Raw genomic sequence first — 24582 nt, 5'->3', positions numbered from 1 at the left:
TCTCTCTCCCCCGGCCGCCCGGTCGGGGGATTTTCACCTGTTCTAGTGGTGCAGCATCTCATCAACGATCTGCTCTTTATGCAGCGCATATGGATAATAGGTCGGCCAGTTATCCATCTCTTTCAGCAACGCCTCCTGTGATTCATTACCCATGAAAATATGGAAATGCTGCGATTTACGCGGGCCAATGATATGGTCGCTGAACTGCACAAATTTCGGCGCGTTGGCATTGCCCTGCTGGCACTCAAACAGGTAACGTACGCCTTTCTTGCCGGAGGCGTAATGCAGAATTTTGTAGCCTGAATAGCGGTATTTGCAGCTGTTGACGACATCGCCAACGTGGAACTCAATCACATCATTTTCAATGCCAATCTGCTCCACATCGGTGGCGTAGCCCTTCTTATAATAGGCGCGATACTCCTCGACGCTCTTGCCGCCGGGCTTTTTCGCCTTCTGCTCCAGCACCGGGTCAAGGTCGCCGTTGAGCAGATACGGGTTTACCGACTGCCAGACGCCCTCCCAATCGCTCAGCGCGCGATCCTGCACATCTTTATCGGCAAAAATGCCTTCGCTGGCCTGACGCTCGACGTCGGTTAACGCCGGGCCATGGTTATGATTGCCGTGGGCAAACACCTGGGCGCTGGCTAGCACCATGCCGAATCCAAAGGCCAGCAGGGGGATCTTTCTGGTCATTACTCTCTCCTGAGTTTGCTATCAATGGCGACAAATTGTTACGATATAACATATCTTATCTGGGAAGCAAGCGTGACTGGCAAGCGCTTTTACCGCTGGAAAAATGTCCGGTATGATGAAAGAGGTGATGCGCTGAACGGAAGAATGATGGACAACGATATCAATCAACTTATTGATTCATTCCTAAAAAAGCAGAATGGTATCGGCCGGGTCTATTTTGCCGGCGAGATGCGCTCGCCTGCTGAGCCGGTAGTGCAGGTTGATTTTCCCCGTCTGAACATCATCATCGATGGGCAGTTGCCTGACCGGGCACTCGGCGAAAACGCCAGCCCTCTTGAGGCGAACGACGTGCTCTATATCCCTGGCGATAGCTGGAACTGCCCGCAGTGGCAGGCGCCCTGCCTGCTGTTAAGTATCTTGTTCGATAAGCAGCGACTGGAGTGCTCGCTGCAGCACTGGAATGGCAAGGCGATAACCGTTGTCGAAAAGCGGCAGGCGCTGCGCCGCGGGCCGCGCGTCGGTTCATTTCTGCTGCAGGCGCTCAATGAGCTCCGGATGCAGCCGCAGGAGCAGCGAACCGCCCGCAGCATTGTCGTCAGCCTGCTCAGCCACTGCCATGACCTTCTCGGCAGCCAGGCGCAAACCTCCTCGCGCAGCCAGGCGCTGTTTGAGGCGATCCGCCAGTACATGGACGTCCATTACGCGGAGCCGCTGAGCCGGGAATCGGTGGCCCAGGCGTTCTATCTCTCCCCCAACTATCTTTCTCATCTGTTCCAGAAATGCGGGCCAATGGGCTTCAATGAATATCTGAACCATATTCGTCTTGAACAGGCCCGTATGCTGCTGAAGGGCCACGATATGAAAGTGAAAGATATCGCCCACGCCTGCGGCTTCGCCGACAGCAATTATTTCTGCCGCCTGTTTCGCAAAACCACCGAGCGCTCGCCGTCTGAATACCGCCGTCAGTATCATAGCCAGTTAACGGAAATATCTTCTCCGGCCAAAAACTAGATTTTTGTGTGTTAAACCTGACTTTTGTGCGCGCTTTTATTGCTGCACAACCCCACCATCGCCGATAAATGTGATCTAAATCATCCTTAATCGTGATGCGTACATTTATCCAGTTTTTGGCAAATTTGTCATCTGGCGGTCCTTCGAACGAAAGCCGTATGCTTACCTCAATGACAATATCGAATTAAGCATTGAGGAAAACACGATGGAACTCTATCTGGATACCGCCAACGTCGCCGAAGTGGAACGCCTGGCCCGCATCTACCCGCTGGCCGGGGTAACCACCAACCCGAGCATTATCGCCGCCGGTAAAACCCCGGTATGGGACGTGCTCCCACGCCTGCAGAAAGCCATCGGTCCGGAGGGCACCCTCTTCGCGCAGACCATGAGCCGCGATGCGCAGGGCATGGTGGAAGAAGCTAAACGCCTGAGCAACGCCGTGCCGGGCATCGTGGTTAAAATCCCGGTGACCGCCGAAGGCCTCGCCGCTATCAAAATGCTGAAGAAGGAAGGCATCCCGACCCTTGGCACCGCCGTCTACAGCGCTTCGCAAGGCCTGCTGGCCGCACTGGCCGGCGCAAAGTACGTCGCGCCTTACGTTAACCGCGTTGACGCCCAGGGCGGGGACGGTATCCGCATGGTGCAGGAGCTGCAATCTCTGCTGGAAATGCATGCGCCCGAGAGCAAAGTGCTGGCGGCGAGCTTCAAAACGCCCCGTCAGGCGCTGGATTGCCTGCTGGCCGGTTGCGAAGCCATCACCCTTCCATTAGATGTAGCGCAACAAATGCTCGGCACCCCTGCGGTAGAGTCAGCCATAGAGAAGTTTGAACAGGACTGGAATAACGCCTTTGGCACGCTGAACCTGTAACCGGACCTGCGAGTCGCCTGCGGGCGGCAGCACGGTCATCGAGGAGGAATCGAAATGGATCGCATTATTCAATCACCAGGCAAATACATTCAGGGCGCAGGCGCCATCAAGCGCCTCGGCGACTATCTGAAGCCGCTGGCCGAACGCTGGCTGGTAGTCGGCGATAAGTTCGTACTGGGGTTTGCGGAAGAGATGCTGCGTAAAAGCCTGGCCGACGCTGGCCTGGCGGCCGAAATTGCGCCGTTTGGCGGTGAGTGTTCGCATAATGAAATCAATCGCCTGCGCGATATCGCCGGCAGCGCGAAGTGCACCGCCGTGCTGGGGATCGGCGGTGGTAAAACGCTGGATACCGCAAAAGCATTGGCTCACTTTATGAATGTGCCGGTGGCGATCGCCCCCACCATCGCCTCCACCGATGCGCCGTGTAGCGCGCTGTCGGTGATTTACACCGACGAAGGGGAGTTCGACAGCTACCTGATGCTGCCGCACAACCCCAACATGGTCATTGTCGATACGCAGATTGTTGCCGGTGCGCCAGCTCGCCTGCTGGCCGCCGGGATTGGCGATGCGCTGGCCACCTGGTTCGAAGCCCGCGCCTGCTCCCGTAGCGGCGCCACCACCATGGCGGGTGGGAAATGCACTCAGGCGGCGCTGGCGCTGGCCGAGCTGTGCTACAACACCTTACTTGAAGAGGGTGAAAAAGCGATGCTGGCCGCCGAACAGCACGTGGTCACCCCGGCGCTGGAGCGAGTGGTGGAAGCCAACACCTACCTGAGCGGCGTCGGCTTTGAAAGCGGCGGCCTGGCGGCGGCGCACGCGATTCACAACGGCATGACGGCCATCCCTGACGCCCACCACTATTATCACGGGGAAAAAGTGGCGTTCGGTACCCTGACGCAGCTGGTGCTGGAAAATGCGCCGGTGGACGAAATAGAGACCGTCGCCGCGCTGTGCCACAGCGTTGGGCTGCCGATCACCCTGGCGCAGCTGGACATCAAAGGTGATATCCCGACCAAAATGCGCCTGGTGGCGGAAGCCGCCTGCGCTGAAGGCGAAACCATTCACAATATGCCGGGCGGCGTCGACTCAGACCAGGTCTACGCCGCGCTGTTGGTGGCCGACCAATACGGTCAGCGCTTCCTGCAGGAATGGGAATAACCCAGAGCAAAACACCCGGCATCAGCCGGGTGTTTTTTTATGTCTATCTGTCGAACGCGCCGCCTACTGACCGCGGAAACGGCAAGCACTCAGGCCGGACGCACGCCCAGCGTATGGCAGATGGCGTAGCTCATCTCGGCGCGGTTCAGGGTATAGAAGTGGAAGTCTTTTACCCCTTCCCGGCTTAAAATCTTCACCATGTCCATGGCGATATTCGCCCCCACCAACTGACGGGTTTCGGCGTCGTTATCCAGCCCTTCGAACATTTTCGACATCCACACCGGGATACGGACGTTGGTCATATCCGCAAACTTTTTCGCCTGTTTAAAGTTGGAGACCGGCAGGATACCCGGAATGATTTCCACGTCGATGCCCGCCGAGACGCAGCGATCGCGAAAACGCAGGTAGCTTTCCACATCGAAGAAGAACTGGGTGATCGCGCGGTTGGCGCCCGCCTCGACTTTACGCTTCAGGTTCAGCAAATCCGCCTGTGCGCTTTTCGCTTCCGGATGCACTTCCGGATACGCGGCGACAGAGATATCGAAATCGCCCACCTCTTTCAGCAGCGTCACCAGATCGGCGGCATACATATCCGGTTTACCGCTGCCCGGCGGCAGGTCGCCGCGCAGGGCGACGATATGGCGAATACCGTTGTTCCAGTAATCCTGAGCGATAGTACGCAGCTCATCACGAGAGGCATCGATACAGGTCAGGTGCGGCGCTGCTTCCAGACCGGTTCGCTCTTTAATGCCTTTGATGATGCTGTGCGTGCGATCGCGCTCGCCAGAGTTCGCGCCATAGGTTACCGAAACAAACTTCGGTTTCAGACTGCTCAGGCGATCGATGGATTTCCACAGGGTTTGCTCCATTTCACTGGTGCGCGGCGGAAAGAATTCAAAAGACACATTAATCTGGCCCTGGACTTCCGCCAGGCTCTGATTCAGGGCTTCCCGCTGATTGGCGTGAAAAAAGCTCATACCTTACCTCATCAATCGCATGTAATGGCTGTTATATTGCGAACTTCTATACGTTTAGACGTCCAGATGTAAAAATGACGGAAAAGCGCGCGGGCGTCAATAGAAAAATCTGCGTAAAGAGTGAGGAATAGGCCTCTAAAATGAAAAAAATTCATCTTCCGACCAGAACTGATGCCGTGCAGGAAGAATTCGACCCGATGAAATTTGAAGCAGTTCAAAAAACCAACATCTCCCCATGATTGCCAGAGCGATTGTGATTGCAGCCGCTTATAGCTTGGTTCACATTAAGTAGAACGTTCTACTAGAACGTTCTACTTACGCAATAATGCTTATAAAATCTATTCGGGGATATCACCATGAGTCTGTGGTCAGGGTTCATAAAATCATTATCAAAACTGTCGATGATCGGCCGCGCCTTGATGCTGCCGATTTCGCTTCTCCCGGCCGCCGGCTTACTGTTGGCCTTCGGGGATAAATTCCATATGCCGCTAATGATGAACGCCGGCGGCATCATTTTTGATAACCTGCCAATGCTGTTCGCGATTGGTTCCGCTGTGGGGCTGGCATCAGAATCGGGCATCGCTGCGCTGTCGGCAGCCGTTTCCGTCTTTATCACCAACATCACCATCAGCACTGTGCTCGGCATTACCCCGGAGATGGCCTCTCAGGGCGGAAAATACGCCATGGTCGTTGGCATCCCGACGCTGCAGATGGGGGTTTTCGGCGGGCTTATCTGCGGTATTCTCGCGTCGTGGTGCTATAACCGCTTCCATGCGATGCAGTTGCCTGAATTCCTCGGTTTCTTCTCCGGTAAGCGCTTCGTGGCGATCGCCACGGCGTTTCTCTCGTTTATTCTCGGCCTGCTGTTGCCTTATGTCTGGCAACATATCCAGGCCGGTATCGACTCACTGTCGATGGTGGTGAATGGCGACAACCAGGCCGCATCGACCTTTATTTTCGGCCTCGTTGAACGGGCGCTGATCCCGCTGGGGCTGCACCACATCTGGTATCCGTCCTTCTGGTACTCTTTCGGCGATTCCACCACCCAGGCAGGCCAGGTGATCCACGGCGACCAGACCATCTGGTTTAAGATGCTGGAAGAAGGGGTGAAATCCTTTAGCTCCGACAGCTACCAAAACGCCGGTAAATTTATGCAGGGGGAATTCCCGCTGATGCTGTTCGCGCTGCCGGCCGCCTGTCTGGCGATGTATCACGAAGCGCATACTAAGAATAAAAAAATCGCGGCCGGTATTCTGTTCTCCGCCGCGCTGACCTGTTTCCTGACCGGCATTACCGAGCCCGTAGAATTTACCTTTATCTTCGTGGCGCCGATCCTGTACGTCTTCAACGCCATCATGGCGGGGCTCTCGTACATGACGATGTATCTCCTGCATGCGCATATCGCTAAATCTTTCTCCGCAGGGCTTATCGACTATATCTCCTTCGGTATTCTGCCGTCGCTCAACGGCTATCAAACCCACTTCCTCAACGCGGTGATTGTTGGCGTGCCGATGGGGCTGATTTATTATTTCACCTTCCGCTTCGTTATCCGCCGTTTCGATGTGAAAACGCCGGGCCGCACCGATATCACGGTCACTGCCGACGATAAAACCGATGCGGAGCTGGCGACCGAGATCGTCAATCTTCTCGGCGGTTCACAAAATATCGATTCCGTCGGGGCCTGCATCACCCGCCTGCGCCTGGAAGTGGCTGAGCGCGATGCGGTTGATAAAGATGGCCTCAACGGCATCGGCGCGCGCGGGGTGGTCTTCGTCGGCGATAACGGCATCCAGATTATTTTTGGCGCCAGAGCGCAATTTATCGCACAAACCATGTCGGGGATGATTGGCAAATAACAAGAAGGTGTTATGGTGTGGAAATAGGCTTGCCGTGGGTAAGCCTATGTCTGCGATCTGACGGTTATACACGCGTTGTCATGGAGCGATTTTGAAGAAAGTCAGCATTATAGATGTGGCGAAACTGGCCGGCGTCTCCGTTTCGACGGTCTCGCTGGTATTACGTCAGAAAGGGAAGATCTCCGACGCGACCATCGAAAAAGTCAACGCGGCCATCCAGGAACTTGGCTATGTGCATAACGTTGCCGCCGCTAATCTCCGCGCCAACACCACCAACCTGATCGGCCTGATCCTGCGCGACTTCAACGACAGCTTTTCCATCAAGGTGATGGCGAATATCGTCCAGGAGCTCGAAAAGCAGGGCTATATGGTCATTCTCGGCCAGCCGCGCGACGATCATGACTATCTGGCCCGCTGCCTGCTGTCGTTTAAACAGCAGGGCGTCGCCGGCGTGATATATCTTGATGCCGACACCACCAGCAATGCGTTGCCCGAGGCCTTACAGGCATGTCCGCTGCCGCTGGTCGCGGTCTCGCAAACGCTGCTCACCGGCCACCATGATCAGGTGGTCCGCGATAACCGCCAGGCCGCCAGCATCGCCACCCGTTATCTGATTGAGCGCGGCCATCGCTACATTGCCTACATCGGCGGACAGGATAACGACCTGATCCGTCAGCAGCGGCTGCTTGGCTTATTCAGCACACTGGAGAAGAACGGCATGACGGTGCGGGAAGAATTTGCCCCCGCCTGCAGCGACAACACCCAGGCCGCCAGTATCGCCACCCGCCAGCTGCTGGAAAAAAATAATGCCATTACCGCCCTGCTGTGCCACTCGCCTGATGCAATGATTGGCTGCCTCAGCGGCATTCATCAGGTTGGACGCACGGTGGGAAAAGATGTCTTTCTCACTCAGCAGGTGGCGCTGGTGGGTTTCGAAGACATGATGCACGTGAATTTAACCTCGCCATCCTTCACTTACGTCTCTTCCGCCAGCGAAGAGACAGGACGTCAGGTTGCCTCGCTCATTATCCGCAAGATCAAAGAACCTGCCCTGCCGACCCAGCGCATTACCCTTTCCGGACAGCTGGTGGCTCGAGAGTCAGCCTGAGGCTAGCGCGTCGTCAGATGGTCATCCAGCAGAGGAAGCCATTGCTGCACGGATTCTGCCTGGTGAGGCGCATAGACCACGCCAAGGCTTAACGGCATGCTGTCGCCTTCAGCGACAGGACAGAACACCACCCCCTGACGCTGGATCGCGGAAAAGGACGCCGGCAGCAGGATCATGCCTTCGCCACGCGCAATTCGCGCCAGCAGTACATCATGTTCGGCAGGCTCTTCCACGTAAGCGGGGGTATAACCAGCCCGGTCGAAAATACGTCGCGTGTAGTCAAAGAAATCGGGATTGCGCTCGCGTTTAAACCAGAACAGCGGCCGATGATTGAGCGCGCGTAGCGTTAACGCTGGTCTGGCGGCTTCCGGCCAGGAGACAGGCAATGCCGCGATGAGCGGCTCCTGATACGGCAAAGGATGCAGGTGCAGCCCTTCAGTATTCAGCGGCAGCGCGACCAGCGCCGCATCGAGTTTGCCTTTGCGTACCTGCTGAGCCAGTGCCGGTGAGGCGTGGCGGGTAATATGCAACGCGCGGGTATGATCGCTCAGCGCAGATTCAACGGCGGCGAAAATGCCCTGTTCAAAGGCGGTGGTCAATCCCAGACGCAAGGGCTGCGGCGAGTGAGCGGAGAGCTGGCTCAATGCCGCCAGCGTGCGTTCCTGGAGCACCAGCAGAGGTCGAATCATCTCCAGCACCTCTCTTCCCGCGTCGGTCAGGATCAAGCCTTTGCTGTGGCGCTGAAACAGCGTCACCCCCAGCTGCGCTTCCAGATGGCGGATATGGCGGGTCAGCGGCGGCTGCGAGATAAATAACCGCTGCGCCGCCCGGCTGATGTTATTTTCCTCCGCCACCACGGCAAAGGCGCGCAGCAGGCGAATATCCAGGGAATGTAATCGCGAAGTTGTCATACTGAAAAGGTATCACGAAAAGGGTATTACTCAAGTCCGGCACACTTCCCTACCCTTCCTCTCAACGCTTCATCACAGAGAGGAAAAAATGATGTCCAGCGAACGTTATATCACCGGTCAGGAAATGCTGCAGCGGGTGGATGGCCACGGCGGGGAAGCCGTCGTCGACAGCCTGCAGGATATCGCCCCCGATTTCGCCCGCTATCTGATTGAGTTCCCCTTCGGCGATATTTACGCCAGGCCAGGGCTCGACTTACGCAGCCGGGAAATCGCCACTATTGCCGCGCTCACCGCGCTGGGTAACGCCGCGCCGCAGCTGAAAGTACATATTGCCGCGGGATTAAATGTCGGTCTGACGCAAGAGGAGATTACGGAAGTGATCATGCAGATGGCGGTCTACGCCGGATTCCCGGCGGCGCTCAACGGCCTGTTTGCCGCTAAAGCGGTTTTTGCGGCGCACTAACAAAAAAGACCAGGCAGCGCCTGGTCTTTTTCTCGGAACTACAGCAGCTGCGCCAGACGGTTAATATCCGACTGGATCGCCCCGGCGGTCACATCGCGCCCGGCGCCGGGCCCGCGGATCACCAGCGGGTTATCGCGATACCAGCGGCTTTCGATGGCGAACACGTTATCGCACGGCAGCAGCGCCGCCAGCGGGTGCTCTTCGCGTACCGCTTCCACGCCGACGCGTGCTTTGCCGTTAGCATCAAAGCGCGCCACGTAGCGGAGCACCAGCCCCATCTCGCGGGCCGCTTCCAGACGCTGCAGCATTTGCTCGTTCAGCTCTTCGCCATTTTCAAAGAAGTGATCGACCGACCCCTCTTCGCAGTGTGCAGGGACCAGTGATTCCACACGGACCTGATCCGGTTCGATGTCATAACCCGCTTCCCGCGCGAGGATCACCAGCTTACGCATCACATCCTTACCGGACAGATCGACGCGCGGATCCGGCTCGGTCAGCCCCTGCTGCCAGGCCTGGTCCACCAGGTCGGTGAACGGCACGGTGCCATCAAACTGCAGGAACAACCAGGAGAGCGTTCCCGAGAAGATACCGCTCAGGCCGAGGATGGTGTCGCCGCTGTCGATCAGATCGCGCACCGTATGGTTCACCGGCAAACCCGCGCCAACGGTAGCGTTATACAGCCAGTGGCGACCCGTCTTCTCAAACGCGTCGTGGATCTGGCGATATTTATCACTGCTGCTGGCGCCCGCCAGCTTGTTGGCGCTGATCACGTGGAAGCCATGGCTGGCGAAATCAAGGTACTGGTCGGCCAGCTGTTCGCTGGCGGTGACGTCCAGTACCACTAAATCATCGTACGGATGCGCGCGCATCCACAGGAACAGCGACTCTTCATCCTGCTCCACCGCTTCATCGTTGAAGAAGGCCAGCGCCCGGCTGGCATCCAGCCCGTCGTAGTTCAGCAGGCTGCGTTTACTGTCGACTACGCCGGCGAGAACAAACTCGAAGCCAGTGCGCGCCGACAGCGTAGTTTGTTCACGGGCAAACAGCTCCAGCCAGCGGGAGCCAATGTTCCCTTTGCCGAACAGCATCAGGCCAATACGCTTCTCTGCACGAAACAAGGTCTGATGCAGACCCTGGATCAGGCTTTCCGTTGGTCCGGCGCGCAACACGGCTACCAGACTGATCCCCTCTTCGGACTGCCAGGTGAACTCCACCGGTTGCCCTTTCAGTTGCTGCCAGAAACGATGGCAGTGCAGTGGGTTACGGGTGACACCCGCGCCCACCATCGCCACCAGCGCCAGCTTCTGACGCAGACGCAGCTCGCCCGGCAGACCCGCTTCATCGAGCAGCTTCAGCGCGCTGTCGGCGACCTCGGAGGTATAGCAGAACTGCAGCAGCTTACGGTCGGCATGGACGCCAACGGCTAACGGGCGCAGCTGGGCGCGTTTGAGCAGGGCATCCAGCTCTTTATGCGCCAGTTTGAAATCATGGCTGGCCGGCACCTGGAACTCCACCAGACAGACGTCATCATGGCTGGTGACAATCCGCGCGCCGGTACCGGAGGCCAGCACGCGCTCAATGCGCGTAGAACCCTGTTCCGGCGTATAGCTGCAACGTAACTGCAGATCGATATCGCTGGCGGACACCGGCTGCAGCGTGCGGGCGTGGAGCACTGGAGCGGCCAGACGCGCCAGCTCGCTGGCTTCATCCAGACGCAGCAGCGGCAGCAGACAGGCATCTTTGACCTTACGCGGATCCGCGCTGTACACCCCGGCGACATCACTCCAGATGGTGACGCGAGAGGCGCCCGCCAGCGCGCCGATCTGCGTGGCGGAGTAGTCAGACCCGTTACGGCCCAGCAGGACGGTTTCCCCGGCCTGGTTGCGGGAGATAAAGCCGGTCACCACCAGACGCTTATTCGGATGTTGCGCCATCAGCTGTTGCAGCAGTGGATAAGATAATCCTTCATCCACCTGCGGCTGCGCGGCGCGTTCCGCACGCAGGAAAGCGCGAGCATCCAGCCAGGCCGCTTCCATACCCAGTTGGTTAAGGACCGCCGCCATCAGGCGTGCGGACCAGACTTCACCATGGCCGACTACTTCCGCATAAACCGCTTCGGTAACCCCGCCATCAAGCAGCCCTGCCAGACGCTCAAGGTCATGGATGAAGGCGGCGATCAACGTATCCGCCGCCGCCGGCTCCACCAGACCGCCAATCAGCTCGGTCTGATAACGGCGAAGCGACTGCTGAACCTGATGCGCAGCAAGGCGATCGCTCTGGCTAAGTTTAAGCCAGCTGATCAGCTGGTTGGTGGTGCTGCCAGCGGCGGAGACAACCATCATGTCGCCCGCCTGCGAATATTCCTTCATGATCCCCGCGACGCGCAGGTAACATTTCGCATCCGCTAAACTACTCCCACCAAATTTGTGCAGCTGACGACCCTTCGCCCCTGCCTGCGCAATCACACTCATTTTTATTCCTCGTTTGCTGCCCGGAAGCCATTTTCCAGGTCGGCAATTAAATCTTCACCATCTTCAATACCGGTTGAAATACGCAGAAGCGTTTCTGAAATTCCGGCGGCGGCACGCGCTTCAGGCGCCATGCCGGCATGCGTCATCGTTGCCGCATGGGAAATCAGGCTTTCAACGCCCCCCAGCGATTCCGCCAGTGTAAACAGCGACAGCCCGCTCAGGAAACGGCGCAGCGTCTGCTCGTCACCGTCCAGCTCGAAGCTTAACATTGCGCCAAAACCTTTTTGCTGACGCGCCGCAATTTCATGCCCCTGGTTTTCCGGCAGCGACGGATGATACAGCTTTTTCACCAGCGGCTGGGTTTTCAGATACTCAACAATCGCCAGGGCATTACGCTGCGCCACTTCCATACGCGGAGACAGCGTCCGCAGACCGCGCAGCAACAAATAGCTGTCGAAGGCGCCGCCGGTGACGCCAATATTATTCGCCCACCATGCCAGTTCGGTGACAGTCGCCGGATCGTTGGCAATCACCACCCCGGCCACCACATCGGAGTGGCCATTCAGGTATTTAGTACAGGAATGCAACACCAGATCGGCACCCAGCGCCAGCGGGTTTTGCAGCGCCGGGCTCAGGAAGGTGTTGTCCACCACGCTCACCGCGCCTGCCTCACGCGCCAGACCACAGATTTTCGCAATATCCACCACCCGCAGCAATGGATTACTTGGGCTTTCGACCAGCACCAGCTTCGGTTTTTCCGCCAACGCCGCCCGCAGCGCCTGCTCATCATTTTGATCGACGAACTGGACGCGATAACAGCCGCGCTTCGCCAGGCTGTCGAACAGACGGTAGCTGCCGCCGTAGCAGTCGTGCGGCGCCACCAGCAGATCGCCCGGCTTAAGGAACACCGTCGTCACCAGCAGGATCGCCGACATACCGGTATTGGTCAGCACCGCGCCGGCGCCACCTTCCAGCTCCGCTAAGGCGCGCTGCACCACATCACGCGTCGGGTTGCCGCGGCGGGAGTAGTCGTGGGCGCGAGGTTCATTAAAGCCGGTGAAGTTATAGGTACTGGAAAGGTGGATCGGCGGGACAACGCAACCGTACTGCTCGTCGTCATTTAAACCGCTACGCACTGCGATGGTGGCCTGTTTACGCGTCATGTTGGGAAGTTCCTGGGCTGAATCGGTGAAAAGTCAGGCTCCAGAGTAAACATTGTCACAATAGACGTCAATACATCTGGACATCTAAACTTCTTTGCGTATAGATTGAGCAAAGTGCAAATAGCCGTTAAAATTATATGCATTAGCGCACGTCGGTAGCGGCTTATCTCATGTTAGAAAGCGCGCTCATACGGTAAACTACGCGCAATTATAGCCCGGGCGGAATATTCTGGCCCTTCACTAATAAACAGAGGATTAAGGTATCTCATGGCTGAATGGAGCGGCGAATATATCAGCCCATACGCTGAGCACGGTAAGAAGAGTGAGCAAGTAAAGAAAATTACGGTTTCCATTCCTCTGAAGGTGTTAAAAATCCTCACCGATGAACGCACGCGTCGTCAGGTGAACAACCTGCGTCACGCGACCAACAGCGAGCTGCTGTGCGAAGCGTTCCTGCATGCCTTTACCGGACAACCGTTGCCTAACGATGAAGACCTGCGTAAAGAGCGCAGCGATGAGATCCCGGAAGCGGCGAAAGAGATTATGCGTGAACTGGGGATCGACCCGGATACGTGGGAATACTGAGTTGATAAAAAGGGCGGAAGCAATTTTCCGCCCTTTTTTGTGTCCCGCCCAGGCTGGCGAGAGGCACAAAAAAGCCGCCCTGAGGCGGCTTCTTCTGGCAACTTACTTGCTGCCCGGGATGCTGAAGCGCTTGTTGAAGCGGTCAACACGGCCACCGGTAGCAACATCACGCTGTTTGCCGGTGAAGAACGGGTGGCATTTACCGCACACGTCGAGGTTCAGGTCGTGACCAACGGTGGAACGGATTTTCATGACATTACCGCAAGAACAGGTAGCAGTAATTTCTTCGTATTTTGGGTGAATACCTTTTTTCATGGGAGAACCTCAGTTAAGGCCGCGTCGCTCTTCCAGCCCTAACGCCAGACACCACGCGATATTAATAATTTCCCGTCGTCTTCCACGCTGCTGACAGCGCGAAGCGTACGGTAATGGTCAATCTCCAATGCGGTATAAAGTGCATTGAAGGCGGCGAATCATACAGAATTTGACCAGCATATGCAAACTGATCCGCGCCGCCTTATCGTAATGTGTATACTATCCCGCCAGATTTCAAGTCAGGAAGATGACATGCCCGTCGCCCACGTTGCCCTACCCGTTCCGCTACCGCGCACCTTTGACTATCTGCTGCCTGATGGCATGACGGTCAAAGCGGGCTGTCGGGTGCGGGTGCCGTTCGGCAAACAGGAGCGGATCGGCATTGTCGCGGCGGTGAGCGAGCGCAGCGAGCTGCCGCTGGATGAACTCAAACCGGTCGCCGAAGCGCTGGACGACGAGCCGGTCTTCTCTGGCACCGTCTGGCGACTGCTGATGTGGGCGGCTGAGTATTACCATCATCCGATTGGCGATGTGCTGTTCCATGCGCTGCCCATTCTGCTGCGCCAGGGCAAACCCGCCAGCGCGACGCCGCTGTGGTACTGGTTCGCCACCGAGCAGGGGCAGGCTGTCGACCTCAACGGTCTGAAACGCTCCCCAAAGCAGCAGCAGGCGCTGGCGGCGCTGCGCCAGGGAAAGATCTGGCGTCATCAGGTTAGCGAACTGGAATTTAATGAAGCGGCGCTGCAGGCGCTGCGTGGCAAAGGGCTGGCGGAGCTGGCCTGTGAAGCGCCCGTCCTCACCGACTGGCGCAGCACGTATTCGGTTGCCGGCGAGCGCCTGCGTCTGAATACCGAACAGGCCACCGCCGTCGGAGCGATCCACAGCGCTGCCGATCGCTTCTCCGCCTGGCTACTGGCAGGCATCACAGGCTCAGGGAAAACGGAAGTCTACTTGAGCGTGCTGGAGAATGTACTGGCGCAGGGGCGCCAGGCGCTGGTGATGGTGCCGGAGATCGGCCTGACGCCGCAAACTATCGCCCGTTTTCGCCAGCGCTTTAATGCGCCGGTGGAAGTGCTGCACTCCGGACTCAATGACAGCGAACGTCTCTCGGCCTGGCTGAAGGCGAAAAACGGCGAAGCGGCCATTGTGATAGGCACTCGCTCCTCGCTGTTTACGCCGTTTAAAGATCTCGGCGTCATCGTCATCGACGAAGAGCATGACAGCTCCTACAAACAGCAGGAAGGCTGGCGCTACCACGCCCGCGACCTGGCGGTATGGCGCGCTCACAGCGAACAGATCCCGATTATTCTCGGCTCGGCGACGCCGGCGCTGGAGACCCTGCACAACGTCCGCCAGGGCAAATATCGGCAGTTAACCTTAAGCAAACGCGCGGGCAACGCGCGTCCAGCCCAGCAGCACGTGCTCGACCTGAAAGGACAGGTGCTGCAGGCGGGTCTGTCACCCGCGCTGATCAACCGCATGCGCCAGCATCTGCAGGCGGATAACCAGGTGATCCTGTTTCTTAACCGCCGCGGCTTTGCGCCGGCGCTGCTGTGCCACGACTGCGGCTGGATCGCGGAGTGCCCGCGCTGCGACAGCTACTATACGTTGCACCAGGCGCAGCACCATCTGCGCTGCCACCACTGCGACAGTCAGCGCCCTATCCCGCGCCAGTGCCCTTCCTGCGGTTCCACACATCTGGTGCCGGTGGGTATCGGCACCGAGCAACTGGAGCAGTCCCTAACGCCGCTGTTCCCTGGTGTGCCCATCTCGCGTATCGACCGCGATACCACCAGCCGTAAAGGGGCGCTTGAGGAACATCTCGCCGCAGTCCACCGCGGCGGCGCGCGCATTTTGATCGGCACCCAAATGCTGGCCAAAGGCCACCACTTTCCGGACGTGACCCTCGTCTCCCTGCTGGACGTCGACGGGGCGCTATTTTCCGCTGATTTCCGCTCCGCAGAGCGTTTCGCTCAGCTCTATACCCAGGTCTCCGGACGAGCGGGCCGGGCAGGAAAACAGGGCGAAGTGATCCTGCAAACCCACCATCCGGAGCATCCTCTGCTGCAGACCCTGCTGTATAAAGGCTACGACGCCTTTGCCGAGCAGGCGCTGGCCGAACGCCAGACGATGCAGCTACCGCCGTGGACCAGTCACGTGTTGATACGTGCTGAAGACCATAACAACCAGCAGGCGCCGCTTTTTTTACAGCAGTTACGTAATCTCTTGCAGGCCAGCCCGCTGGCCGACGATAAACTGTGGGTGCTCGGTCCGGTTCCGGCGCTGGCGCCGAAGCGCGGCGGCCGCTGGCGCTGGCAAATATTACTGCAGCACCCTTCGCGGGTGCGCCTGCAGCACATCGTTAGCGGTACGCTGGCGTTAATCAATACGCTACCGGAGGCGAGAAAAGTGAAATGGGTGCTGGATGTCGATCCTATTGAAGGGTAAGGCTTCTCTTGCGAGCCGGATCGAAAAATTCAACAAGCATCACGTTTTTCATGAAAATTCTGTAACTCACTGCCGCGACTATCTGATAAAAATGATGCAGCAGTTAGCGCGCAAGGGAAATGTCAGCGCCATTCAGCGAGGAGAAACCAGGTGAAGCCCAAAAAACAAGTGGTTGCCGCCACCATGAAAGACGTCGCCCTCAAGGCAAACGTTTCCACGGCAACCGTGTCCCGAGCGTTGATGAACCCTGATAAGGTGTCGCAAGCCACCCGTAACCGGGTCGAGCAGGCGGCGCTGGAAGTCGGCTATTTACCGCAGTCGCTCGGGCGAAATATGAAGCGCAACGAATCGCGGACGATCCTCGTGATCGTGCCGGATATCTGCGATCCCTTTTTTAGTGAAGTCATCCGCGGAATTGAAGTCACGGCCGCCGAGCACGGTTATCTGGTGTTAATCGGCGATTGCGCCCACCAGAACCAGAAAGAAAAAACCTTTATTGACCTTATTATCACCAAGCAGATCGACGGCATGGTGCTGCTCAGCTCGCGCCTGCCGTTCGACGCCAGCGTGGAAGAGCAGCGCAATTTGCCGCCGATGGTCATGTCGAACGAATTCGCGCCGGAGCTGGAGTTACCCACCGTCCACATCGATAACCTGACGGCGGCCTTTAACGCGGTGAACTATCTTCATGAGCTGGGACACCAGCGTATTGGCTGTATCGCCGGCCCGGAAGATATGCCGCTGTGCCATTATCGCCTGCAGGGTTATGTGCAGGCGCTGCGCCGCAGCGGTATCACCGTCGATCCGCACTATATCGCTCGCGGCAATTTTACCTTCGAAGCCGGCGCCAATGCGCTGGAGCAGCTGCTGTCACAGCCGGTGCCGCCCACCGCGGTCTTCTGCCATAGTGATGTGATGGCGCTGGGCGCCTTGTCGCTGGCGAAACGCCGCGGCCTGAAGGTGCCGGACGACCTGTCGATTGTCGGCTTCGATAACATCGCGTTGTCTGAATTTTGCGATCCGCCGTTGACTACCGTTTCACAGCCGCGTTTTGATATCGGCCGTGAAGGAATGCTGCTATTACTTGAGCAAATGCAGGGTCATAATGTGAACAGCGGCTCGCGTCTGCTCGATTGCGAACTGATCGTTCGCGGCAGTACGCAAAAAATCAGACGATAACCATCAGGCTTTCGGGCCTGCTCTTCTGGTCAAAGGCCCGCCGCTTAAGTAACATGGCGGGCTGACGAACAAATATAAGACAGCGAAACGATAGTGGCACAACGAGATTATGTACGCCGCAGCCAACCGGCTTCTTCGCGGCGCAAAAAGAGCACTACCCGAAGCTCAAGGAATAAGCAAAGCAGCCTTCCGGCGATTTCACCGGCTATGGTGGCGATCGCGGCGGCGGTGCTGGTGGCCTTTATCGGTGGACTTTATTTCATTACGCACCATAAGAAAGAAGAAGCGGAAGCGATGCAAAATCGCCAGGCCGCCGGTAACGGCTTGCCGCCAAAACCGGAAGAGCGCTGGCGCTATATCAAAGAGCTGGAAAGCCGCCAGCCTGGCGTCCGCGCGCCGACCGAACCGACCGCCGGTGGCGAGGTGATGAAACCGGAACAGCTGACCGACGAGCAGCGCCAGCTGCTCGCCCAGATGCAGGCCGATATGCGCCAGCAGCCGACCCAGCTGACCGAAGTGCCGTGGAACGAACAAACCCCGGCACAGCGCCAGCAGACGTTGCAGCGTCAGCGTTTAGCACAGCAGCAACAGCAGCAGTGGGCGCAAACTCAGCCGCAGGCCGTGCAGCAGCCGCCGCGCGTCCAGCAGCCGAAGCCGGTGCAACAGCAACAGCCGAAGCAGACCGCGTCGAACCAGCAGCCGTACCAGGATCTGCTGCAGACGCCGGCGCATACCAATACCACGCAGCCACGTACGCAGGCCGCCGCGCCGGTAACCCGCGTGGAGGAAGCGCCGAAAGCCGCCGAGAAGAAAGACGATCGTAGCTGGATGATCCAGTGTGGCTCCTTTAAAGGCGCCGAGCAGGCCGAAACCGTCCGCGCTCAGCTGGCTTTCGAAGGGTTCGCTTCGCACATCACCACTAATAACGGCTGGAACCGCGTAGTCATTGGTCCGCTGAAAGGCAAAGAAAGCGCCAACGAGATGATCACCCGTCTGAAGATGGCCGGACACGCGAACTGCATTCGTCTCGCCGCCAGGGGTTGAAACCCTCAAAATCCCCCCCATCTATAATTGCATTCGGCCCCGCGGACAGCGCGGGGCCCCTGTTCCGCTTTTGCAACCAAGGGGTCTGCTCGTGACTACAATTGTAAGTGTTCGCCGTAACGGCCATGTTGTTATTGCCGGTGATGGCCAGGCCACGCTGGGCAACACCGTGATGAAGGGCAACGTGAAGAAAGTGCGTCGTCTGTATAACGACAAAGTGATTGCCGGTTTTGCTGGCGGCACCGCTGACGCCTTCACGCTGTTCGAACTGTTTGAACGTAAACTGGAAATGCACCAGGGCCATCTGGTGAAGGCCGCCGTTGAGCTGGCCAAAGACTGGCGAACCGATCGGATGTTGCGCAAGCTGGAAGCGCTGCTGGCCGTCGCGGACGAAAACGCGTCGCTTATCATCACCGGTAACGGCGACGTGGTACAGCCAGAAAACGATTTAATTGCTATCGGCTCCGGCGGTCCTTACGCCCAGGCCGCGGCCCGCGCGCTGTTGGAAAACACCGATATGGGCGCGCGCGACATCGCCGAGAAAGCGTTGGATATTGCAGGTGATATCTGCATCTATACCAACCATTTCCACACCATCGAAGAATTACCTTCTAAAGCGTAAGGATCTCCCATGTCTGAAATGACCCCACGCGAAATTGTCAGCGAACTGGACAAACACATTATCGGCCAGGACGCCGCCAAGCGTTCTGTTGCTATCGCCCTGCGTAACCGCTGGCGCCGGATGCAGCTTAACGAAGAGCTGCGTCATGAAGTCACGCCGAAAAACATTCTGATGATCGGCCCAACCGGCGTCGGTAAAACCGAGATTGCCCGTCGTCTGGCGAAACTGGCCAACGCGCCGTTTATTAAAGTTGAAGCGACCAAGTTCACCGAAGTGGGCTATGTTGGTAAAGAAGTGGACTCGATCATCCGCGATCTGACCGATGCGGCGATCAAAATGGTTCGCATGCAGTCCATCGATAAAAACCGTTACCGCGCGGAAGAGCTGGCGGAAGAGCGCGTGCTTGACGTGCTGATCCCACCGGCGAAAAACAACTGGGGCCAGGCTGAACAGCCGCAGGAACCCTCTGCTGCGCGCCAGGCGTTCCGCAAGAAACTGCGTGAAGGCCAGCTGGACGATAAAGAGATTGAAATCGATCTCGCTGCGGCGCCGATGGGCGTTGAAATCATGTCCCCTCCGGGCATGGAAGAGATGACCAGCCAGCTGCAGTCCATGTTCCAGAACCTCGGCGGTCAGAAGCAGAAACCGCGTAAGCTGAAAATCAAAGACGCGATGAAGCTGCTGATTGAAGAAGAAGCGGCCAAGCTGGTCAACCCGGAAGAGCTGAAGCAGGAAGCCATCGACGCTGTAGAACAGCACGGTATCGTCTTTATCGACGAAATCGACAAAATCTGTAAGCGCGGCGGCAACTCCTCCGGCCCGGACGTGTCTCGCGAAGGCGTACAGCGCGACCTGCTGCCGCTGGTTGAAGGCTGCACCGTCTCCACCAAGCACGGGATGGTTAAGACCGACCACATTCTGTTTATCGCCTCCGGCGCGTTCCAGGTGGCCAGTCCGTCCGATCTGATCCCTGAGCTGCAGGGGCGTCTGCCGATCCGCGTTGAGCTGAAAGCGCTGACCACCCATGACTTCGAGCGCATCCTGACCGAGCCGAATGCCTCCATCACCGTGCAGTACAAAGCGCTGATGGCGACCGAAGGGGTGAATATCGAATTCACCGAAGACGGTATCAAGCGTATCGCCCAGGCCGCGTGGCAGGTAAACGAAACCACCGAGAACATCGGTGCGCGTCGCCTGCACACCGTGCTGGAGCGTCTGGTGGAAGATATTTCCTATGATGCCAGCGAGATGAACGGCCAGACCGTCATTATCGATGCCGAATATGTGAGTAAACACCTGGATGTTCTGGTGGCAGATGAAGATCTGAGCCGTTTTATCCTATAATCCGGTGCAATGCATTTTCATCACTGTTGATGGGGGCTATAGCCCCCATTTTTATTGGCTAAAATAACTATGACTGATATCAGCCGTTCTCGGGCATGGCTGGAAAGCCTGCGTCCTAAAACGTTACCGCTGGCGTTTGCCGCGATTATTGTTGGCTCCACCCTTGCCTGGCAGCAGGGCCATTTTGATCCCTGGGTTGCTCTGCTGGCGCTGATCACCGCTGGCTTGCTGCAAATTCTTTCTAACCTGGCGAATGACTATGGCGACGCAGTCAAAGGGAGCGATAAACCCGATCGCATCGGGCCGCTGCGCGGCATGCAGAAAGGGGTGATTACCCCCCAGCAGATGAAGCGCGCTCTCATCGTCACCGTCGCGCTGATCTGTCTGTTTGGTCTGGCGCTGCTGTGCGCCGCCTGGCAGAGCGTCGGCGACTTCATCGGCTTCCTCGCCCTGGGAGGCCTGTCTATCGTGGCCGCCATCACCTACACGGTGGGCACCCGCCCCTATGGATATATTGGTCTGGGTGATATCTCAGTACTCGTTTTCTTCGGCTGGCTGAGCGTCCTCGGCAGCTGGTATCTGCAAGCCCATAATGTGGAAGCGGCCATTTTTCTGCCGGCGACGGCCTGCGGTCTGCTGGCGACTGCCGTGCTGAACATCAATAATCTGCGGGATATTGATAGCGACCGGCAGAACGGGAAGAACACCCTCGCCGTGCGCCTGGGGCCGGTCAATGCCCGTCGCTATCATGCTTGCCTGCTGTTCGGCTCCCTGCTGTGTCTGGCGCTGTTTAATCTGCTGGCGCTGCATTCTGTGTGGGGCTGGCTGTTTATTCTCGCCACGCCGCTGCTGGTCAAACAGGCGCGCTACGTCCTGCGCGAATCCGATCCGCTGGCGATGCGGCCAATGCTCGAAAAGACGGTCAAAGGGGCCTTACTGACCAACCTGCTGTTTGTTATCGGAATTATTGCCAGTAAGCTAATGGCTTAACTGACAAATATCAATTAACAATTGATGATTTTGCCAACAATGGGATTCGCGGGATATACTAAAAACTCTCGCAGCAACTGAACGTTAAGCCTATGAAATACGATACTTCCGAGCTTTGTGACATCTACCAGGAAGATGTCAACGTCGTGGAACCGCTGTTCTCTAACTTTGGAGGACGGTCGTCGTTTGGTGGACAAATCATTACGGTAAAATGTTTCGAGGATAACGGGTTGCTCTATGATCTGCTCGAGCAGAACGGCCGTGGTCATATTCTCCTGATCGACGGCGGCGGCTCAGTACGACGCGCGTTAATTGACGCCGACCTGGCGCGTCTGGCCGTACAGAATGAATGGGAAGGGTTAGTGGTCTATGGCGCGGTGCGCCAGGTTGACGACCTTGAGGAACTGGACATCGGCATCCAGGCGCTGGCGGCTATTCCGGTCGGCGCGGCTGGCGAAGGCATCGGCGAAAGCGACGTGCGCGTCAATTTCGGCGGGGTGACCTTCTTCTCCGGCGACCATCTGTATGCCGATAACACCGGGATGATCCTGTCGGAAGACCCGCTGGATATCGAATAAACCCTCCGCCATAAAAAAGGCCTTCTCCATGAGAAGGCCTTTTGTTTATCCGACGCGCAACTTAGTACAGTTTCTTCGCGCAATCCAGCCAGTCGTTCTTGAACGGACGCTTCATGTTCTCGATGGCATCGATGATGTCGTGGTGCACCAGCTTCTCGTTCTGGATGCCGACGCAACGGCCGCCATGGCCTTGCAGCAGCAGCTCAATTGCATAGGCGCCCATGCGGGAAGCCAGGATGCGGTCGTAAGGAACCGGGGAACCGCCGCGTTGAATGTGGCCAAGAACGGTAGCGCGAGTTTCACGGCCGGTTTCTTTCTCGATGTAGCTTGCCAGCTCGTCAACGTCGCACATGTGCTCGGTAATCGCCACGATAGCGTGTTTTTTCCCTTTCGCGATACCAGCTTTGATTTCAGCGACCAGATCGTCACGGGTGTATTCCACTTCCGGCACCATGATGAACTCACAGCCGCCGGCAATCGCCGCCGCCAGGGTCAGGTCGCCGCAGTAACGGCCCATTACTTCCACCACGGAGATACGCTGGTGTGAAGAAGAGGTGTCGCGCAGGCGGTCAATCGCTTCCACCACGGTGCTCAGGGCGGTGAAAAAGCCGATGGTGTAGTCAGTGCCTTTGATATCGTTGTCAATGGTGCCAGGCAGGCCGATGCACGGGAAGCCCATCTCGGTCAGGCGCATTGCGCCCATATAGGACCCGTCACCACCGATAACCACCAGCGCGTCCAGGCCGCGCTTCTTCATGTTTTCGATAGCCACAGCGCGAATGTGTTCTTCGCGGAATTCCGGGAAGCGAGCGGAGCCCAGGAAGGTGCCGCCGCGGTTGATCATGTCGGAAACGCTGTAACGGTCGAGCTGAACCATACGGTCTTCATACAATCCGAGGTAACCGTCATAGATTCCAAAAACTTCCAGACCTTCCGTTAATGCCGCGCGCACAACGCCACGAATTGCTGCGTTCATGCCCGGCGCATCACCGCCACTTGTCAACACACCGATTTTCTTAATCATGACTACCTCTGAACTTAGGAAGCAAAAAATAATTCTGTTGCCTGAAGCGCTCCCTCACCAGGAGTGCACGACGCTAATGACAATAGTATATCAAACGCCTCAAGCTGAATTGATTCAGGTCAGACCAAACGGCGGTAATTTATACAAAAAATGCCGATCTGCCCCACATTTTTACATCGAGTTTACAGACTATAACCTAACGCTCAAAAAAGCCCTGCTGCGCCGCTGGCACCACAGAACTGGGATCCTGATGGATAATGACATCGGAACCCGGGAAACGGCGCAGAATCGCCTGCTCCACCTGGTCTGCAATCACGCGGGCTTGCACCAGCGGGAGGTTATCTTCCATTTCCAAATGAATCTGAATAAAGCGGGTCGGCCCTGACTGCCGCGTTCGTAGATCGTGCGCCCCGCGGATGCCGGGCCATGCGGTCACGATGGTGATAATGTCCTGACGCTCCTCGTCAGGCAAGGCGCGGTCGAGTAGTGACTGAACCGCCTCATAGCCCATCCGCAGCGCGCTATATAAAATATAGATGCCAATTCCTAAGGCAAACAACGCATCGGCGCGATGCCAGCCGTACCAGGAAAGGCCCAGCGCCACCAGAATAGCGCCGTTCATCATAACATCAGACTGATAATGAAGCATATCTGCCCGCACCGCCTGGCTCTGGGTTTTTCGCACCACCCAGCGCTGGAAGGTCACCAGCGCCAGCGTGCTGAACAGGGCGATCAACGTGACGACGACCCCGACGCCAGCGGCCTGCAGCGGCTCCGGACGCACCAGGTGCTGGATGCCGGTGAGAAACAGAAACAACGCCGAGCCGGAGATAAACATGCTTTGCGCCAGCGCCGCCAGCGATTCCGCTTTGCCGTGGCCAAAGGTATGCTCTTCATCAGCAGGTTGCAGCGAATAGCGAACCACCAGCAGGTTGGTCAGCGAGGCGGCAATATCCACCAGCGAATCCACCAGCGCAGCCAGAATACTGACTGAACCGGTATACCACCACGCAAAAATTTTGATCAAAAGTAACGCGGAGGCCATGGCCGTCGCGGCGATAGCGGCGCGGCTGACCAACCGGCCATAAGATTGATTCATATAGGCTCCTTCTCCTGCACTGCGCTTAGTATAACCTGAACTTGTGACGCTCACGGGATACGCGAAGAAGTTGATTTGCCGAAAAAAGGGCAAAAAAAACCCCCACATCATGTGGGGGAAGACAGGGATGGTGTCTATGGCAAGGAAAACAGGGTTTGTTACTGGGGTTGCAGGGTGTTGCTACTACTCGAAAGCATCATGGCTGAGCCTTTCTGCATCCTTGCAACCTCACGCAACTGATCCATACGTTGCTGGTGCTTAGCATTTAAAACCGCTTGCTGCTCTGGCGTAAGCAGGTGATACATCTGGTTGCGGACCTTAGCCATTTCGACCTGGCGAGCAACCTGTTCCTGCGCCATCTTTTCTGCCTGAGCGCGCACAGCGTTTTCATCAAAATTTTCTGCGGTGACAAGGCGATGCATTGTCTCCATTTCGCTAACATTAACGGGGAGCCTGTCGTGGCGTGCCCGTTGCATAAGATCCCGTAACTGCTGACGTTGCTGCTCGGTTAAACTTATGCCGTCAAACATATGGCTCTGGCTACCGCGCTGTCCCCCTTCGTCTCCGGGGAGCCAGTTAACGCTGGTAACGACTTCAGCGGCCTGGCTATATGCACTTAGCGCCAGCGTTGAGGCCATGACGGCAGCGATAACATTGCGCATCACATACTCCCAA

Annotated in this window: 23 protein-coding genes; 14 read left to right on the top strand and 9 right to left on the bottom strand. The window is 57.3% G+C overall.

Going from position 1 to position 24582, the window contains the following annotated elements; genetic code table 11:
* Positions 1–42: 42 nt before the first annotated feature.
* Positions 43–693: a metal-binding protein ZinT gene (gene zinT / locus HMPREF3096_RS02400; RefSeq protein WP_032731556.1), complete on the bottom strand. Its 651-nt coding sequence runs from the start codon at positions 691–693 to the stop codon at positions 43–45.
* Between the two features lie 24 nt (positions 694–717).
* Between zinT and HMPREF3096_RS02395 the strand changes: the two genes are divergently transcribed.
* The 3 genes from HMPREF3096_RS02395 to gldA all read left to right on the top strand — a co-directional run bounded on the left by HMPREF3096_RS02395 (position 718) and on the right by gldA (position 3730).
* Positions 718–1704 carry an AraC family transcriptional regulator gene (locus tag HMPREF3096_RS02395; RefSeq protein ID WP_162822792.1) on the top strand — a complete coding sequence of 329 codons (987 nt, stop codon included), beginning with the start codon at positions 718–720 and terminating at the stop codon, positions 1702–1704.
* Positions 1705–1909: 205 nt separating this feature from the next.
* A complete protein-coding gene (gene fsa / locus HMPREF3096_RS02390; RefSeq protein ID WP_008807861.1) occupies positions 1910–2572 on the top strand; it encodes a fructose-6-phosphate aldolase in 663 nt (220 codons plus the stop codon).
* A 54-nt stretch (positions 2573–2626) separates the two neighbouring features.
* A complete protein-coding gene (gene gldA, locus HMPREF3096_RS02385; protein WP_016162055.1) occupies positions 2627–3730 on the top strand; it encodes a bifunctional L-1,2-propanediol dehydrogenase/glycerol dehydrogenase in 1104 nt (367 codons plus the stop codon).
* Positions 3731–3819: 89 nt separating this feature from the next.
* Here gldA and metF read toward each other — a convergent pair whose 3' ends face one another.
* The gene (gene metF, locus HMPREF3096_RS02380) at positions 3820–4707 is read right to left on the bottom strand and encodes a methylenetetrahydrofolate reductase (protein ID WP_002882952.1); all 888 of its coding nucleotides are present in this window, start codon (positions 4705–4707) and stop codon (positions 3820–3822) included.
* 356 nt (positions 4708–5063) lie between these two features.
* Between metF and HMPREF3096_RS02375 the strand changes: the two genes are divergently transcribed.
* Complete coding sequence (locus HMPREF3096_RS02375) at positions 5064–6563, top strand: PTS transporter subunit EIIC (protein WP_032731554.1); 1500 nt, start codon at positions 5064–5066, stop codon at positions 6561–6563.
* Positions 6564–6654: 91 nt separating this feature from the next.
* On the top strand, positions 6655–7671 hold the full coding sequence (locus HMPREF3096_RS02370; protein WP_032731553.1) for a substrate-binding domain-containing protein: 1017 nt from the start codon (positions 6655–6657) through the stop codon (positions 7669–7671).
* A gap of 2 nt (positions 7672–7673) precedes the next feature.
* Here the strand turns inward: HMPREF3096_RS02370 and HMPREF3096_RS02365 are convergent, their stop codons facing one another.
* A complete protein-coding gene (locus tag HMPREF3096_RS02365) occupies positions 7674–8582 on the bottom strand; it encodes a LysR family transcriptional regulator (protein WP_032731552.1) in 909 nt (302 codons plus the stop codon).
* A 91-nt stretch (positions 8583–8673) separates the two neighbouring features.
* Between HMPREF3096_RS02365 and HMPREF3096_RS02360 the strand changes: the two genes are divergently transcribed.
* Positions 8674–9045: a carboxymuconolactone decarboxylase family protein gene (locus HMPREF3096_RS02360; protein WP_008807865.1), complete on the top strand. Its 372-nt coding sequence runs from the start codon at positions 8674–8676 to the stop codon at positions 9043–9045.
* A 38-nt stretch (positions 9046–9083) separates the two neighbouring features.
* Here HMPREF3096_RS02360 and HMPREF3096_RS02355 read toward each other — a convergent pair whose 3' ends face one another.
* Together HMPREF3096_RS02355 and metB are read right to left on the bottom strand one after the other, a co-directional pair.
* Complete coding sequence (locus tag HMPREF3096_RS02355) at positions 9084–11516, bottom strand: bifunctional aspartate kinase/homoserine dehydrogenase II (RefSeq protein ID WP_008807866.1); 2433 nt, start codon at positions 11514–11516, stop codon at positions 9084–9086.
* A gap of 2 nt (positions 11517–11518) precedes the next feature.
* Positions 11519–12679, bottom strand: coding sequence for a cystathionine gamma-synthase (gene metB / locus HMPREF3096_RS02350; protein ID WP_008807867.1), 1161 nt, complete (start codon positions 12677–12679; stop codon positions 11519–11521).
* Positions 12680–12946: 267 nt separating this feature from the next.
* On the opposite strand from metB, the gene metJ reads away from it, so the two are divergent.
* Positions 12947–13264 carry a met regulon transcriptional regulator MetJ gene (gene metJ, locus HMPREF3096_RS02345; RefSeq protein ID WP_004107547.1) on the top strand — a complete coding sequence of 106 codons (318 nt, stop codon included), beginning with the start codon at positions 12947–12949 and terminating at the stop codon, positions 13262–13264.
* Positions 13265–13366: 102 nt separating this feature from the next.
* Here metJ and rpmE read toward each other — a convergent pair whose 3' ends face one another.
* The gene (rpmE, locus tag HMPREF3096_RS02340) at positions 13367–13579 is read right to left on the bottom strand and encodes a 50S ribosomal protein L31 (RefSeq protein WP_008807868.1); all 213 of its coding nucleotides are present in this window, start codon (positions 13577–13579) and stop codon (positions 13367–13369) included.
* A 252-nt stretch (positions 13580–13831) separates the two neighbouring features.
* Here rpmE and priA point away from each other — a divergent pair, with 252 nt between their 5' ends.
* The 7 genes from priA to rraA all read left to right on the top strand — a co-directional run bounded on the left by priA (position 13832) and on the right by rraA (position 21784).
* Entirely contained in the window at positions 13832–16027 is a 2196-nt protein-coding gene (gene priA, locus HMPREF3096_RS02335) for a primosomal protein N' (RefSeq protein ID WP_008807869.1), read from the top strand.
* Positions 16028–16177: 150 nt separating this feature from the next.
* The gene (gene cytR, locus HMPREF3096_RS02330; protein WP_004203676.1) at positions 16178–17206 is read left to right on the top strand and encodes a DNA-binding transcriptional regulator CytR; all 1029 of its coding nucleotides are present in this window, start codon (positions 16178–16180) and stop codon (positions 17204–17206) included.
* A 93-nt stretch (positions 17207–17299) separates the two neighbouring features.
* Entirely contained in the window at positions 17300–18250 is a 951-nt protein-coding gene (gene ftsN / locus HMPREF3096_RS02325) for a cell division protein FtsN (RefSeq protein ID WP_071983335.1), read from the top strand.
* Positions 18251–18341: 91 nt separating this feature from the next.
* Entirely contained in the window at positions 18342–18872 is a 531-nt protein-coding gene (gene hslV, locus HMPREF3096_RS02320; RefSeq protein WP_002882918.1) for an ATP-dependent protease subunit HslV, read from the top strand.
* Positions 18873–18881: 9 nt separating this feature from the next.
* Positions 18882–20216 (top strand): HslU--HslV peptidase ATPase subunit, encoded by a 1335-nt coding sequence (gene hslU / locus HMPREF3096_RS02315; protein ID WP_008807871.1) that lies wholly within the window; start codon positions 18882–18884, stop codon positions 20214–20216.
* A 69-nt stretch (positions 20217–20285) separates the two neighbouring features.
* Complete coding sequence (menA, locus tag HMPREF3096_RS02310; RefSeq protein ID WP_032731549.1) at positions 20286–21206, top strand: 1,4-dihydroxy-2-naphthoate polyprenyltransferase; 921 nt, start codon at positions 20286–20288, stop codon at positions 21204–21206.
* Positions 21207–21298: 92 nt separating this feature from the next.
* Positions 21299–21784 carry a ribonuclease E activity regulator RraA gene (rraA, locus tag HMPREF3096_RS02305; RefSeq protein ID WP_002882913.1) on the top strand — a complete coding sequence of 162 codons (486 nt, stop codon included), beginning with the start codon at positions 21299–21301 and terminating at the stop codon, positions 21782–21784.
* Positions 21785–21845: 61 nt separating this feature from the next.
* On the opposite strand, the gene pfkA is transcribed toward rraA, so the two are convergent.
* From pfkA to cpxP, 3 genes are all read right to left on the bottom strand, one after another.
* Positions 21846–22808, bottom strand: coding sequence for a 6-phosphofructokinase (gene pfkA / locus HMPREF3096_RS02300; RefSeq protein WP_002882911.1), 963 nt, complete (start codon positions 22806–22808; stop codon positions 21846–21848).
* A gap of 196 nt (positions 22809–23004) precedes the next feature.
* Positions 23005–23907, bottom strand: coding sequence for a CDF family cation-efflux transporter FieF (gene fieF, locus HMPREF3096_RS02295; protein ID WP_070544268.1), 903 nt, complete (start codon positions 23905–23907; stop codon positions 23005–23007).
* Positions 23908–24065: 158 nt separating this feature from the next.
* Positions 24066–24569, bottom strand: a complete 504-nt coding sequence (gene cpxP, locus HMPREF3096_RS02290) for a cell-envelope stress modulator CpxP (RefSeq protein ID WP_004178004.1) — start codon at positions 24567–24569, stop codon at positions 24066–24068.
* Positions 24570–24582 lie beyond the last annotated feature (13 nt).

It is taken from the genome of Klebsiella sp. HMSC25G12 (assembly GCF_001807705.1).
Taxonomy (GTDB): Bacteria; Pseudomonadota; Gammaproteobacteria; order Enterobacterales; family Enterobacteriaceae; genus Klebsiella; species Klebsiella variicola.
The sequence above is the reverse complement of the archived record's forward strand: the minus strand, read 5'-3'. Positions and strand labels throughout refer to the sequence as shown.

Bases quoted from the DNA above. Each gene is read 5' to 3' on its own strand.
- HMPREF3096_RS02360 (WP_008807865.1), top strand. From the start codon at position 8,674: ATGTCCAGCGAACGTTATATCACCGGTCAGGAAATGCTGCAGCGGGTG.
- fieF (WP_070544268.1), bottom strand. From the start codon at position 23,907: ATGAATCAATCTTATGGCCGGTTGGTCAGCCGCGCCGCTATCGCCGCG.
- pfkA (WP_002882911.1), bottom strand. From the start codon at position 22,808: ATGATTAAGAAAATCGGTGTGTTGACAAGTGGCGGTGATGCGCCGGGC.
- cpxP (WP_004178004.1), bottom strand. From the start codon at position 24,569: ATGCGCAATGTTATCGCTGCCGTCATGGCCTCAACGCTGGCGCTAAGT.
- fsa (WP_008807861.1), top strand. From the start codon at position 1,910: ATGGAACTCTATCTGGATACCGCCAACGTCGCCGAAGTGGAACGCCTG.
- menA (WP_032731549.1), top strand. From the start codon at position 20,286: ATGACTGATATCAGCCGTTCTCGGGCATGGCTGGAAAGCCTGCGTCCT.
- metJ (WP_004107547.1), top strand. From the start codon at position 12,947: ATGGCTGAATGGAGCGGCGAATATATCAGCCCATACGCTGAGCACGGT.
- hslU (WP_008807871.1), top strand. From the start codon at position 18,882: ATGTCTGAAATGACCCCACGCGAAATTGTCAGCGAACTGGACAAACAC.
- HMPREF3096_RS02365 (WP_032731552.1), bottom strand. From the start codon at position 8,582: ATGACAACTTCGCGATTACATTCCCTGGATATTCGCCTGCTGCGCGCC.
- HMPREF3096_RS02395 (WP_162822792.1), top strand. From the start codon at position 718: ATGGCGACAAATTGTTACGATATAACATATCTTATCTGGGAAGCAAGC.
- metB (WP_008807867.1), bottom strand. From the start codon at position 12,679: ATGACGCGTAAACAGGCCACCATCGCAGTGCGTAGCGGTTTAAATGAC.
- rpmE (WP_008807868.1), bottom strand. From the start codon at position 13,579: ATGAAAAAAGGTATTCACCCAAAATACGAAGAAATTACTGCTACCTGT.
- HMPREF3096_RS02375 (WP_032731554.1), top strand. From the start codon at position 5,064: ATGAGTCTGTGGTCAGGGTTCATAAAATCATTATCAAAACTGTCGATG.
- metF (WP_002882952.1), bottom strand. From the start codon at position 4,707: ATGAGCTTTTTTCACGCCAATCAGCGGGAAGCCCTGAATCAGAGCCTG.
- rraA (WP_002882913.1), top strand. From the start codon at position 21,299: ATGAAATACGATACTTCCGAGCTTTGTGACATCTACCAGGAAGATGTC.
- priA (WP_008807869.1), top strand. From the start codon at position 13,832: ATGCCCGTCGCCCACGTTGCCCTACCCGTTCCGCTACCGCGCACCTTT.
- gldA (WP_016162055.1), top strand. From the start codon at position 2,627: ATGGATCGCATTATTCAATCACCAGGCAAATACATTCAGGGCGCAGGC.
- HMPREF3096_RS02355 (WP_008807866.1), bottom strand. From the start codon at position 11,516: ATGAGTGTGATTGCGCAGGCAGGGGCGAAGGGTCGTCAGCTGCACAAA.
- zinT (WP_032731556.1), bottom strand. From the start codon at position 693: ATGACCAGAAAGATCCCCCTGCTGGCCTTTGGATTCGGCATGGTGCTA.